This is a genomic window from Leucobacter sp. BZR 635 (genome assembly GCF_048061935.2).
In the GTDB taxonomy this organism is placed as follows: Bacteria; Actinomycetota; Actinomycetes; order Actinomycetales; family Microbacteriaceae; genus Leucobacter.
The window spans coordinates 37,000-50,358 of the sequence record NZ_JBLUNZ020000017.1; the positions used below are offsets into that span (position 1 = coordinate 37,000).

Consider the following 13,359-nt stretch of genomic DNA (forward strand, 5'->3'; position numbering starts at 1 on the left):
CTCCGCTCTCCCACGCCGTGAGTTATCCACAATCTGCAGCTTCCTCTCCCGGAGACGCGCTTGGCGTGGCACACTCCCAGCATGGACGTCAGCGCTCTCTTCGAATCCGCGGCGACGCATGTCTTGAGTCGGCGGGATCTTGAGCGCTCCGGCTTGGGCGACCGTCGAATTACGGCGATGGAACGCTCCGGCCAACTCATTCGAATCAGGGCAGGGAGCTATGTTCCGCGCGATTGCTGGGACACGGCACTCCCCGAGGCCCGTCACGCTCTCGCGATGCACGCTGCTCACCACGCGGCGGAGGTACCGCCGGTGTTCTCGCATCGCAGCGCTGCTGTGCTCCACGGACTCCCCGCATGGTCGGGCTGGCTGAGCCCCACGGAGCAGGATCCGGTGCGGGTGCATACCACCGTCGCCAGGGGCACCGACACCACTTCCACACGTGTGCTTCGCCGGCATATCTCGGCGCTGTCCATGCAGGACACGACGAGGGTTGGAGACTTCACGGTCACCAGCACGGAGCTGACACTCGTGGACCTCGCGAGAAGCGACGCGTTTCCGATTGCGCTCGCGTGCGCGGATGCCCACCTGCACCGAGCCACAAACGCCCGTCGCCGCGCAGGCGACGCCGTGTGGCGGGGCTGGCAAGACCGCCTGCAGCGGCGTACCGAGGCGATGCCCGGATACTCAGGAGTGCGGGCCGTTCGGGCCCTCGCGGAACTCGCTGACCCCCGCGCGGAGTTGCCCCTTGAATCGCTCAGTAGGCTGCGGTTCTTGCAGCTCGGGCTCGTACCCGAGCTACAAGTGCCAGTACCCGCCCAGGCGGAGGGGGAGCTCCGCCTCGACTTCGTGCTCCCCGAGTTGGGGTTCTGGGGTGAGTGCGATGGAAAAGCAAAGTACACGAGCGGCGAGCTCGTGGGCAGTTCCTCAGCCGAAGAGATCGTTTACCAAGAAAAGCGCAGACAGGACTGGATCGCCGGAACGACCGGAATGCGATGCATCCGCTGGGGAGTACCCGAGGTGCTCACACTCGACCGCTTCGCCACCCACCTCAGCGCCCACGGCGTAACCTTCCCCGGGACGCCGAGCTTGGTCCACAGTCCCGCGACTACAAGGTTCCTCGCGGCCCTCCCCTGAGTCGGCGTAGGGGGATTCGTCCGCAGCGACCCTCTGCGCTGCCGCGGTCGCTGCGCTCCCACCTACGCAGGCGAGCTCCGCCCCAGCTCCCAAACCACTCGCAAAGCGCCGCTGAAACAGTATGTCCTCAGCGAGGTCAGGTGCTTTTCGCTGCGGAAAAGGCCTAACCTCGCTGAGGACATATCAAGTGAGCGCCGAATCGGGGCGCGGGGGCCAGAGGCGCTAGACGGCCGGCTTCTCCCAGATGAAGTGGCCGCGCTGCTGGAGCTCTTCGTGCTCGGGGCCGAGCGGGATGTCCGTGCGGTCGCGCAGCAGCAGCGTCGCGACGAAGGCCACCACCATGACGATCGCGATGTAGATCGCGACGGACGTCGAGGTGCCGGTCTCGGCGACGAGCCAGGTCGAGATCATGGGCGCGAATGCGCCGCCGATGATCGCACCGATCGCGTAGGTGATCGAGACGCCCGAGAAGCGGATCGAAGCCGGGAAGAGCTCGGCAAAGTACGCCGCCTGCTGCCCATAGGTGAGCCCGTTGCCGATCGCGAAGAGCGAGAGGCCGAGGAAGAGCAGCCACACGTTTCCGGTATTCACGAGCGGGAACAGGATGAACACGACGGCAAGGAACGCGATCCACCCGGCGATGTACGTCTTCTTGCGGCCGATCTTGTCTGAGATCACGCCTGCGAGGAATGTCATGATGAGCCACACGATCGAAGCCGCCGCGACCGCGAGCAGCACGGGGGTGCGCTCCATGCCCACATGCCCACCGTCAGCGACGGGGGTGGTGGCGTAGTTCTGGATGTATCCACCCGTGGTCATGTAGCCTGCAGCGTTGTTGCCGGCGAAGGTGAGCGCGGCGAGAATGACGAGCAGCCAGTGCTTCTTGAACAGCTGGACGACGGGAACCTTCGTCTGCTCCTTGCGCTCCGAGATCTCGGTGAACACCGGGCTCTCCTCGACCGAGCGGCGCACAACGAGGCCGACGATGATGAGCACGAAGCTCAGCAGGAACGGTACGCGCCAGCCCCACTCAAGGAATGCCGCGCCCGGCGAGATGACGCCGGTCATGAGCGCGAGCATGCCCGAGGCGAGCAACAGGCCGATCGGCACGCCGATCTGCGGGAAGGCACCCATGCGGCCGCGCTGGCCCTCGGGCGAGTGCTCAACGGCCATGAGGACGGCGCCGCCCCACTCGCCACCGGTCGAGAGCCCCTGGAGGATGCGCAGCAGCATGAGGAGGATCGGCGCGAGGATCCCGACCTGCTCGTAGGTCGGTAGCACCCCGATGAGGGTTGTCGCGACGCCCATGAGAATGAGGGTGACGACGAGGATCGCCTTGCGCCCGATGCGGTCACCGAAGTGGCCGGCGAGGAACGCTCCGAGGGGGCGGAAGAGGAAGCTCACGCCGACGGTGGCGAAGGCGATGATGGTGCCGGCCTGGCCGCCGGCGGGCTTAAAGAAGAGCTCAGCGAAGACGAGCCCAGCCGCACTCGCGTAGAGGAAGAAGTCGTACCACTCGATGGTGGTGCCAATGACGGTCGCGGCCGCAACCCGCCGCAGTTCGCGCTGCGATGTGGGCGCAGCAGTAGGGGAAGACATACCCAGGAGACTCCTTTGTCGTTTAATGAACAGCGTGTGCGGTATTTGAACACCACAGCTCGGGAATCACAATACACGAAACACACGGTTTCCGCCGAGCTGCAACAGAAATAACGCAATGTGTGTACCTGCTTCCGCAGGGGTGGCACCCGGGTGCTGCGACGGTGTGCCGCGCCCGAGAGCGGCACCCGCGCGAAGCACCCCCGACTCGCCCCGGGCCCCACTGCGGTTCCGCACAGCGACTTGGTTTCGGAGCAATTCGATGTAGTCTGTGGCCATGATGGGGCAGAACCTAGCGGAGAGCCTCGGCGCGTTTCGAGGTCAGGTGACGGACTCGTTCGTGCCGCTCGAGGTGACACGGGAGCACCGAGATCGCGGTGCGGCGTTCGGCGCGTGCATGACCTCAATTGCCGCCGACGGTATCACGTTCACCGAGGTCGACGCGGCCCCGCACATCGTGGAGCGCACCGCTGCGACGATCGCCGCGGGCGGCTCCGGCTACTACAAGCTCAGCCTCATGCTCGCGGGCACCGGCCACCTCGTGCAGGACGGCCGCGAGCTGCTGCTGCGCCCCGGTGATCTCGCAATCTACGACACGTCGAGACCGTACACGCTGGGCTTTGACGAGGAGTTTCGCTCACTCATCGTTATGTTCTCCAAGGATCGACTCGATCTCCCCGTCTCCCTCACTGAGCAACTCTCGGCTGCCTCGCTCAGCCACGAGCACGGCGGCCTTGCGCCGGTGATCGCGGGCTTCATTTCCCAGTTTCCCGCCCAGCTGGATCCGCTCACCGCGGGGGTGCGCACGAAGCTCGCGCACACGAGCCTCGATCTCATCAGCACGCTCTGCGCCGAGGTGCTCGATGCCTCGGCCGCGCAGCGGGATCCGCACCAACTGCTCCTGCAACGCATCTATGAGCACATCGACGAACACCTCGGTGCGCCCGACCTCTCCCCCGGAAGCATCGCGGATGCGCACTTCATCTCGAAGCGGCACCTCCATGTACTTTTCCGCGAGGCTGGGACGACGGTGTCGAGTCGCATCCGTGAGCGCAGGCTCGAGCGATCCCGCGCCGATCTCCTCGATCCCGCACTCAGCGGCCGCACCGCCGCGGCCATCGCAGCGCGCTGGGGCTTCAGCGACGCGGCGCACTTCAGTCGCGTGTTCAAGGCGACGTACGGGGTCTCGCCGAGCGAGCTGCGCGCAGGCTAGCGACGCTTCGGTCACCGCGAGTCAACTGGGATGCGCCCTCGTGCAAGACTCCCGGCGGCAGCGCCAGCGATACTCAGGGTGGTTCACCATCTTTCAACGGCGACAAGGACGATTCAATGACGCACGTTCACGACTCTCATACCCCCGATGCCACGCACACGCACGGCAAGCGGGTCACGACCCCTGCCGAGGCACGGCACCCGCTGGATCCGCTGACCGGTGATGAGATCGCGGCCGCCCGTCAGCTGCTTGCCGACGCGGGCCATTTCACGGAGCACACACGCGTGCCGCGAATGCTGCCCGTCGATCCGCCGAAGGATGTCTTGGCCGCCTGGCGTGAGGGCGACGCACTGGATCGCCGCATCAGGGTAACCCTGCTCGATCGGACGACGGGGGTCTCCTCGGAGGCGATCGTGTCGGTGAGCCGCGGCGAGATCGACTCGCTCACCGTGCTCGACACGGGATCGGCGCCGTACGGCCAGCCGCAGTACCTGTTCGAGGAGTACGACGACGCCGCCCAGATCGTGAAGGCCTCCCCCGAGTGGCAGGCTGCGATGCGCCGCCGCGGGCTCGAGGAGCACATGGAGCTCGCGTTCTGTTCGCCGCTCGCGCCGGGCTTCTTCGACCGCGAAGACGAGGTCGGCAAGCGGATCATCCGCTCGCACACCTACCTCCGGTTCTCGGAGAGCGACAGCCCGTGGGCGCACCCGATCGAGGGGCTCGTCGCGCACGTCGACCTCACCGAGCGCCGCGTGTTCAAGCTCGACGACGAGGGCGATATCCCGGTCCCGCAGCAGCACGGCAACTACACGCTGGACGTGCAGGGCCCAGCACGCACTTCACTGAAGCCCATCGAAATCACGCAGCCCGAGGGCCCGTCGTTCTCGGTCGATGGCAGCCTGGTGCAGTGGGAGAACTGGAAGTTCCGGGTCGGCTTCAACCAGCAGGAGGGCCTCGTCCTCAACCAGGTGACCTGGCGCGATGGCGATGAGGATCGCTCGGTCGCGACCCGCGCAAGCGTCCCCGAAATGGTGGTGCCGTACGGCGACACCTCGGTGAGCAGGCACTGGATCAGCTACTTCGACGCCGGCGAGTACCTGCTCGGCAAGAACGCGAACTCACTCGCGCTCGGCTGCGACTGCCTCGGCGTGATCCACTACTTCGACGCGTTCGTGCCCGACGACCACGGCAACCCGGTCGTCATCCCGCAGGCAGTGTGCATGCACGAGGAGGACTACGGGATCCTCTGGAAGCACACGGACCTCGCCGGCAACGCCGAGACCCGCCGCAGCCGCCGCCTCGTGGTGAGCTACTTCACGACGATCGGCAACTACGACTACGGCTTCTTCTGGTACTTCTACCTCGACGGCTCGATCCAGATGGAGGCGAAGGCGACAGGCATCGTGTTCGCGGGTGCCGGGATCCCGGGCAGTGAGGATCCGCACGGGCCCGAGATCGCACCGGGCATCTTCACCCCCGTGCACCAGCACATTTTCTGCGCACGCATCGACGTCGCAATCGACGGTGAGGACAACACGCTGCACGAGATCGAGGCGGCCGGCATCCCGACCGGCCCCGAGAACCCCTACGGCAACGCGTTTACCTGGACGAACACGCAGCTCACGAGCGAGCTCGAGGCGCAGCGGATCGCGAACGGGCTCGCCTCGCGCGTGTGGGAGGTCCGCTCGGCGCACCGCACGAACTACGTCGGCAAGCCGACCGCGTACTGGCTCATTCCCGAGGGCAAGATGCTGCTCGCCGCGCAGCCGGAGGCGACCGTGCACGGCCGCGCGGCGTTCGCGACGAAGCACCTCTGGGGCACCCAGTACGACGCCGAGGAGCTGTACCCTGCTGGCTTCGCCCCGAACTCGCGGCAGCCGGGCGACGGCCTGCCGGCGTGGACGGCGGCCGACCGCTCGCTCGACGGCGAGGACATTGTGCTCTGGCACTCCTTCGGCCCGACGCACATTCCGCGCACCGAGGACTGGCCGATCATGCCCGTCGACTACTCGGGCTTCTGGTTTAAGCCGCACGGCTTCCTCGACCAGAACCCCGCGATGAACCTCCCGGCCGACGCCCGCGCGAGCGCCTCGTGCGCATCGGGCACTTCGGGCGACAGCGCCGGCGGGTGTTGCGCGGCCGGCGGCTGCGGCTGCTGCGCCGGAGACGCCTGCCGCTGCGGTGGCGCGAACTGCAGCTGCGGCAAGCAGCTCGGCTGATCCGCCCACACCCAGATCACATCATCTACAGGTGCCCCGCATAGCCTGGGGCCGAACACGAATCTTTTCGAAGAGGAGCAATCAATGAGCTACGACACCCTACTCGCCGCCGTCACCGCGCCAGCAGGAACAACCGGAGAGCACACCCGCGAGGTCTGTGACCCCGCCACCGGCGAGCTCATCGGCGTCGCCCCGGTACAGGATGTCGCGGCGCTCGAGGCCGCCATCGACCGCGCCGAGGCCGCCCAGAAGGCGTGGGCGGCGCTGCCTGAGGCGAAGCGCTCGGAGTACCTGAACCTCGCCGCCGACGCGATCGAGGCGCATGCCGAACCGCTTGCCGAGCTGCTGTCGCGCGAGCAGGGCAAGCCGCTCAACGGCCCGAACGCCCGCTTCGAGGTCGGCGGCTGCGTCGCCTGGACCCGCGCCGCGGCAGCCACCCCGCTCGCACCAGAGGTTGTCGTCGACGACGAGTCTGGCTACGCCGAGATGCACTATCGCCCGATCGGTGTCGTCGGCGCGATCTCGCCGTGGAACTGGCCGATGATGATCTCGATCTGGCAGATCGCGCCGTCGCTGCGCATGGGCAACACGGTCGTCATCAAACCCGCCGAAACGACGACACTGTCCGTGCTCGCGCTCGTGCAGGTCATGAACACGGTGCTCCCCGAGGGCGTGCTGAACATCGTGCCGGGACCCGGCCGCTCGGTCGGTGACGCACTCGCTCGCAGCCCGAAGATCGGCAAGATCATGTTCACGGGATCGACGAAGGTCGGTAAGGGCATCGTCGAGGCATCCGTACCGAACCTCACCCGGCTCACGCTCGAGCTCGGCGGCAACGACGCGGGCATCGTGCTCCCCGACGCCGACCCGCAGGCGATCGCGAACGATCTGTTCTGGGGCGCGTTCATCAACACCGGCCAGACGTGCGCGGCGCTCAAGCGGCTGTACGTGCACGACTCCATCTACGACGCGGTCGTCGAGGAGCTCGCGAAGGTCGCCGAGGCCACCCCGATGGGGGTCGGGCTCGACGAGCAGAACCTGCTGGGCCCCCTGCAGAACCAGGCCCAGTTCGATGTGGTGGATCGCCTGGTCGAGTCGGCGAAGGCCTCGGGCGCGCGCGTCGTGACCGGCGGCACCCCCGACCGCGAGGCCGTCGGGTTCTTCTACCCTGCGACGCTCATTGCCGACATCGACCCGCACCAGGAGCTCGTGCTCGAGGAGCAGTTCGGCCCGGCCCTGCCGATCATCCGCTACTCCGACGTCGACGAGGCGGTGCGGCTCGCGAACGAGGTCGAGGTCGGTCTCGGCTCGTCGGTGTGGTCGAGCGACCGCGCGAAGGCCCTCGAGGTCGCCGCGCGGCTCGAGGCCGGCACGACGTGGATCAACTCGCATGGCGGCCTGCACCCCATGATTCCGTTCGGCGGGATCAAGCAGTCGGGGTACGGCCGCGAGTTCGGCGTCGAGGGCCTCAAGGCGGTCGCGAACCAGCACGTCATCAGCGGCTAGCTCCGGCTGCGACGCGGCAGCCCTGAAAAGCGGCAGCACAGCACGCAGCAGCTCAGCGCACACACGGGAGCCCCCGCGGTGATCCACTCACCGCGGGGGCTCCCGTGCGTTACGGGGCAGGAAATTAGCCCGCGAGCTCCGCCTTCTTTCGCAGGCGCAGCGCGTGCAGCAGCGGCTCGGTGTAGCCGTTCGGCTGCGTCGCACCGTCAAGAATGAGCCTGCGGGCCGCCTCGTATGCGGTGCCGGTGCCACCGGCGAGCGGCTCGTAGGTCGCGTCTGCAGCGTTCTGCCGGTCCACGATGACCGCGCACTTTGCGAGCGCCGCGTCGATCTCGGCCTCAGTGATGACGCCGTGCATGAGCCAGTTCGCGAGCAGCTGGCTCGAGATGCGCAAGGTGGCGCGATCCTCCATGAGTCCGACATCGTGGATATCGGGCACCTTCGAGCAGCCGACGCCCTGATCCACCCACCGCACCACGTAGCCGAGGATCGACTGCACGTTGTTCTCGACCTCGGTCGCAACGACCTCGGGGGTGAGCGAGCCTTCGGTCGCGAGCGGGATCGTGAGCAGCGTGCCGAGGCTGTCGGCGGCAAGCTCGGGCAGCCCCCGGCGCGCGGCGAAGGCGTCGACCTGGTGGTAGTGCAGCGCGTGCAGCGTTGCGGCAGTCGGCGACGGCACCCACGCGGTCGAGGCACCAGCGCGGACGTGCCCGATCTTCTGCTCGAGCATCGCGGCCATGAGGTCGGGCATCGCCCACATCCCCTTGCCGATCTGCGCGCGGCCGTCGAGGCCGCTCGCGACGCCGATCGCGACGTTGCGCGCCTCGTAGGTCGGCAGCCACGGCTGCTCGCGGATCGCCCCCTTCGGGAGCATCGCGCCCGCGCGCATCGAGGTGTGGATCTCGTCGCCCGTGCGATCAAGGAAGCCCGTGTTGATGAACACGACGCGGTCGCGTGCGGCGTTGATGCACGCGGCGAGGTTTGCAGACGTGCGGCGCTCCTCGTCCATAATGCCGATCTTCAGCGTGTTCGCGGGGAGATCGAGCAGCGCCTCGACGCGCGCGAACAGCTTCGCCGCGAAGGCAACCTCGGCAGAGCCGTGCATCTTGGGCTTCACGATGTACATCGATCCCTCGCGCGAGTTGCGGCCCTGCGCGGCGCCGCGCAGCTCGGCGAGCGAGCCAACTGCGGTCATGATCGCGTCGAGGATTCCCTCGAACACCTCTGCCCCGTTCGCGTCGTGCACTGCGGGCGTGCGCATGAGGTGGCCCACGTTGCGCACGAACAAGAGCGAGCGGCCGGGCAGCGTGAGCGTGTCGCCGTCGGGCGACGTGTACTCGCGGTCGGGGTTCGCCGCGCGGGTGAAGGTCTTGCCGCCCTTGGTGACCTGCTCCTCGAGCGTGCCGTCCATGAGGCCGCGCCAGTTGCGGTAGCCGAGCGCCTTATCGTCGGCGTCGACGGCCGCGACCGAGTCCTCGAGGTCCATGATCGTCGTGAGCGCCGACTCGAGCTCGATGTCGTTGATGCCCGCGGCGTCGGTCTGGCCGTTGGTGCCCGTGCGGTCGATCACGATGTCGATGTGCAGGCCGTTGTGCACGAGCAACACGCGATCGGGTGCCGCCGGAGCACCGCGGTAGCCGGCGAACGCAGCGGGGTCGGCAAGAGCGGTCGTCTCACCGTTCGTGAGCGATACCGCGAGCGCGCCGCCCTCGACCGTGTAGCCGGTCGCGTCGGTGTGCGAACCGCGGGCGAGCGGGGCGTGGGCGTCGAGGATCCTTCGGCCCTCAGCGATGACCTCCGCGCCGCGGGCCTGGTTGTAGCCCGTGCCCGGAGCAAGCTCGCCCTCGCGGGAGATCGCGTCGGTGCCGTAGAGGGCGTCGTACAGCGAGCCCCAGCGGGCGTTCACCGCGTTGAGCGCGAAGCGGGCGTTGAGGAGCGGCACGACGAGCTGTGGGCCGGCGAGCTCGGCGATCTCGCGGTCGACGTTCGCGGGATCGGCGTGCACTGCGTCAGGCTCTGGCTCGAGGTAGCCGATCTCTTCGAGGAATGCGCGGTAGTGCGCGGGATCCGGCTGGCCCGGCTGCTCCGCGTGATAGGCGTCGATCTGCTCCTGCAACGCATCGCGCCTCGCGAGCAGGGCCTCATTTTCGGGCGTGAGATCGCGCACGATGTCTGCGACGCCTCCCCAGAATTCGGCAGTGTCGCGCCCGTCGGCGGCGAGCGTCTGCTCCGCGAACTCGATGATGGGCTGGGCGACGGCGAGGCCTGCGCGGTCTTCGATGTGGGTCATGGGGAGGGATCCTTCGCTCGGAAATTCTGGTGGCCCGCACGAGCGGGTCACGATTCCCACTGTAGGGAACTGCCCTTGGTTTTGGAATGCTAGTTCCGTATTGTGGAATCATGAGCATTTCTCCCACCGCAGCAGAGGGCACTGTGCAGTCGGTCGCGCGCGCGTTTGCGCTCCTCGAGGCCATCGCGGAGGCGGGGTCGGAGCTCCCGCTCGCCGACCTCGCGGCCGCCACCGGCCTCGCCCAGCCCACCGCCCACCGCCTGCTGAAGACGCTGCAGGGCCTCGGCTATGCGCGCCAAACCGCCGCGCGCAGCTACGGGCTCGGCCCCGGCCTCATCGCGCTCGGAAACCGCGCAGCCCCCCAGCTCGCGGCGCGCGCGCAGCCGCTCCTCAACGAACTCGAAGAGCTCTCGCAGGAGACGGCAAACCTCGTGATCCTCGACGGCTCGATGGCGGTGTACGTCGCGCAGCAGCCCTCCCGGCACCAGATGCGCATGTTCACCGAGGTCGGCAGGCGCGTCCTCCCCCACTCCGCCGGCGCCGGGAAGGCGATGCTCGCCACACTCAGCGAGGCGCGCGTGCGGGAGATCGCCGAGCTCACGGGCCTCCCCCGCTTCACGGACACCACCATCACCTCAACCTCAGCGCTGCTCGCCGAACTGCGCGACACCCGGCGGCGCGGCTACGCGCTCGACGAGGGGGAACGCGAGGTGGGCGTGCGCTGTATCGCGGTGGCCGTGCCGGGCGCGGTGCCGCCTGCGGCGCTCTCGGTGTCAGGCCCGGCGGCCCGCATCACCGACGACATGATCCGCCGCATCGTCGAGGCGCTGCAGGGGGCCGCGGCACGGCTCGGGGCGGGCACCGCCTGAGCCGCGTGAGCCGTCTGAGCCGCGTGAGCCGCGTGAGCCGCCTGAGCCGCGTGGGCCGCCTGAGCCCCGTGGCCGACGGGTAGAGTCGATGAAACAGCAAGGCCCCGGACTCCTTACGGAGGCCGGGGCCTTGCTTGTTGCTGACGCTAATTACCAGCGGGGCTTGCGCTTGCCGTCGGCGCGGTCGCTTCCGCCGAAGCCACCGCGGTCATCACGGTTGCCGCCGTAGCCACCGGACCCACCGCGGTCGCTGCCGCCACGGTATCCACCGCGGTCGCCGCCGCGATCGTCACGGTTACCACCGTAGCCGCCCGATCCACCGCGGTCACTGCCGCCACGGTATCCACCGCGGTCGCCGCCACGATCGTCACGGTTGCCACCGTAGCCGCCCGAACCACCGCGGTCGCTGCCGCCACGGTACCCGCCGCGATCGCCACCGCGATCGTTCCGGTCGTACCCGCCGCGTCCGCCACGGTCGCCGCCGCGATCTCCACCGCGGTCGTAGCCGCCGCGGCCTGCGCCGCCGGTGTCAGGCTTGAGCTCGATGAGCTTGCCGCTGATGCGGGTTGCTGCGAGCGCCGACATCGTCGACTCCGAGAGGCCCTTAGGCAGCTCGACGAGCGAGAAGTCGTCGCGCACCTGGATGCGTCCGAAGTCACCGCGGGTGAGGCCACCCTCGTTCGCGATCGCGCCGATGATCTGGCCCGGCTGAATCTTCTGGCGACGCCCGACCTCGATGCGGTACATCTGCAGGTCGCTGCGCTGCTCGCGGGGCTCACGCTTCTCGCGGCCACCGCGATCGTCGCGCCCGCCACGGTCGCCGCTGTCCTCAAGGAAGCGGGTCGCCTGCTGGCGGTCGCGAGCAAACTTCTGGTCGTCGGCCTCGTCAAGCAGCAGCGGGGTCTTGCCCTGCGATACGACTGCGAGCGCAGCGGCGACGTCAGCTTCGGGAACATCATGGTGACGCACGTAGTGGTCGATGATGTCACGGAAGCGCTCAATGCGCTTGGTCTCGCCGAGCGCCGCGGTGATCGCGTCGTCGAAGCGGGTGAGACGCGTTGCGTTCACCTCGTCGATGCGGGGCAGCTGCATCTGCGTGAGCGTCTGCTTGGTCGCCTTCTCGATGGCACCGAGCATGCGGCGCTCGCGCGGCGTCACGAAGCTGATCGCGTCGCCCGAGCGGCCGGCGCGGCCGGTACGGCCGATGCGGTGCACGTACGACTCGGTATCGATCGGCAGGTCGTAGTTGACGACGTGGCTGATGCGCTCAACGTCGAGACCACGTGCGGCAACGTCGGTCGCGACGAGGATGTCGAGGGTGCCGTCCTTCAGTGCCTGCACGGTGCGCTCGCGCACGTTCTGCGGCACGTCGCCGTTGATCGCGGCTGCCGAGTAGCCACGAGCGCGCAGCTTCTCAGCGACCTGCTCGGAGTCACCGCGGGTGCGGGTGAAGACGATCATGCCGTCGAAGTCCTCGACCTCGAAGATGCGGGTGAGCGCATCGAGCTTCTGCATGTACGACACAACGAGGTAGCGCTGGGTGATGTTCGAGGAAGTCTGCGTCTTGCCCGCAATCTTCACCTCGCGGGGGTCGTTGAGGTACTGCTGCGAGATGCGGCGGATCTGGTTCGGCATGGTTGCCGAGAAGAGCGCGACCTGCTTGGTCTTCGGGGTGTCGGCGAGGATCGTCTCGACGTCTTCCGCGAAGCCCATCTTCAGCATTTCGTCGGCCTCGTCAAGCACGAGGTACTTGATCTGCGTGAGGTCGAGCGAGCCGCGCTTGAGGTGATCCATGATGCGCCCGGGGGTGCCCACGACGATGTCAACGCCGCGGCGAAGCGCCGAGAGCTGCTGGCCGTATGCCTGGCCGCCGTAGACGGGGAGGAGGTGCACCTCGGGAAGCTTCGAGGCAAAGCTCTCGAAAGCCTCACACACCTGGAGCGCGAGCTCACGGGTCGGCGCGAGCACGAGTGCCTGCGGGACACCCTGCCCCGGCACGATGCGCGAGAGGATCGGCAGCGCGAACGCCGCGGTCTTGCCGGTACCCGTCTGCGCGAGGCCGACAACGTCGCGCCCCTCGAGCAGGGTCGGGATCGTCGCAGCCTGAATGGCGGACGGGGTCTCGAACCCAACGGCGGTGATCGCCTCGAGCACCTTGGGCGCGAGGCCCAGGTCTGCAAAGGTCACGCGGTCAGCGTCGGGAGCCGGCTTCTCTGCAGCGGGCTCGGCCGCAGCAAGCTCGGTGGCAGCAGGCTCAGCTGCTGCGGGCTCAGCCGCAGCGGCCTCGGCCGCGGGAGCTGAATCGTTAGATGAATCGGATGAAGTTTCGGGAGCAGTCACAGGAGCAGTCTCGGGAGTCGCTTCTGGCGTCTCAGTCTGCGCGTCAGCGGTTGCGGTCTCGGCAGCGATGGTTTCGTCTGCGGACTCGGGCGCGGGGTTCTCGGAAGAGGGCATCGTATCAGTCTACACCCTCGGGGTATACGCAAAGGAACATCAGCAAGCATTGATCCTGAGAGTCCTTTCACG

General features: G+C 67.9%; 8 protein-coding genes. 5 read left to right on the plus strand and 3 right to left on the minus strand.

All coding sequences use genetic code 11. The annotated features are described in order from the left end of the window. The first annotated feature begins 81 nt into the window (after window positions 1-81). Entirely contained in the window at window positions 82-1,137 is a 1,056-nt protein-coding gene (locus tag ACI1US_RS02575) for a hypothetical protein (protein WP_461637934.1), read from the plus strand. A 222-nt stretch (window positions 1,138-1,359) separates the two neighbouring features. Here the strand turns inward: ACI1US_RS02575 and ACI1US_RS02580 are convergent, their stop codons facing one another. Further along, window positions 1,360-2,736 (minus strand): MFS transporter, encoded by a 1,377-nt coding sequence (locus tag ACI1US_RS02580; RefSeq protein WP_461637936.1) that lies wholly within the window; start codon window positions 2,734-2,736, stop codon window positions 1,360-1,362. A 277-nt stretch (window positions 2,737-3,013) separates the two neighbouring features. Here ACI1US_RS02580 and ACI1US_RS02585 point away from each other — a divergent pair, with 277 nt between their 5' ends. The 3 genes from ACI1US_RS02585 (at window position 3,014) to ACI1US_RS02595 (ending at window position 7,674) form a co-directional block, all read left to right on the plus strand. Continuing rightward, the gene (locus ACI1US_RS02585; protein ID WP_461637938.1) at window positions 3,014-3,949 is read left to right on the plus strand and encodes an AraC-like ligand-binding domain-containing protein; all 936 of its coding nucleotides are present in this window, start codon (window positions 3,014-3,016) and stop codon (window positions 3,947-3,949) included. Between the two features lie 116 nt (window positions 3,950-4,065). Next, window positions 4,066-6,168, plus strand: a complete 2,103-nt coding sequence (locus ACI1US_RS02590; RefSeq protein ID WP_416550171.1) for a primary-amine oxidase — start codon at window positions 4,066-4,068, stop codon at window positions 6,166-6,168. 84 nt (window positions 6,169-6,252) lie between these two features. Further along, window positions 6,253-7,674, plus strand: coding sequence for an aldehyde dehydrogenase family protein (locus ACI1US_RS02595; protein WP_416550172.1), 1,422 nt, complete (start codon window positions 6,253-6,255; stop codon window positions 7,672-7,674). A gap of 124 nt (window positions 7,675-7,798) precedes the next feature. Here the strand turns inward: ACI1US_RS02595 and ACI1US_RS02600 are convergent, their stop codons facing one another. Continuing rightward, window positions 7,799-9,964 carry a malate synthase G gene (locus tag ACI1US_RS02600; RefSeq protein WP_461637941.1) on the minus strand — a complete coding sequence of 722 codons (2,166 nt, stop codon included), beginning with the start codon at window positions 9,962-9,964 and terminating at the stop codon, window positions 7,799-7,801. Between the two features lie 110 nt (window positions 9,965-10,074). Here ACI1US_RS02600 and ACI1US_RS02605 point away from each other — a divergent pair, with 110 nt between their 5' ends. Then, window positions 10,075-10,833 (plus strand): IclR family transcriptional regulator, encoded by a 759-nt coding sequence (locus ACI1US_RS02605; RefSeq protein ID WP_461637943.1) that lies wholly within the window; start codon window positions 10,075-10,077, stop codon window positions 10,831-10,833. A 150-nt stretch (window positions 10,834-10,983) separates the two neighbouring features. Here the strand turns inward: ACI1US_RS02605 and ACI1US_RS02610 are convergent, their stop codons facing one another. Then, on the minus strand, window positions 10,984-13,287 hold the full coding sequence (locus ACI1US_RS02610; RefSeq protein WP_461637945.1) for a DEAD/DEAH box helicase: 2,304 nt from the start codon (window positions 13,285-13,287) through the stop codon (window positions 10,984-10,986). Window positions 13,288-13,359: the final 72 nt, after the last annotated feature.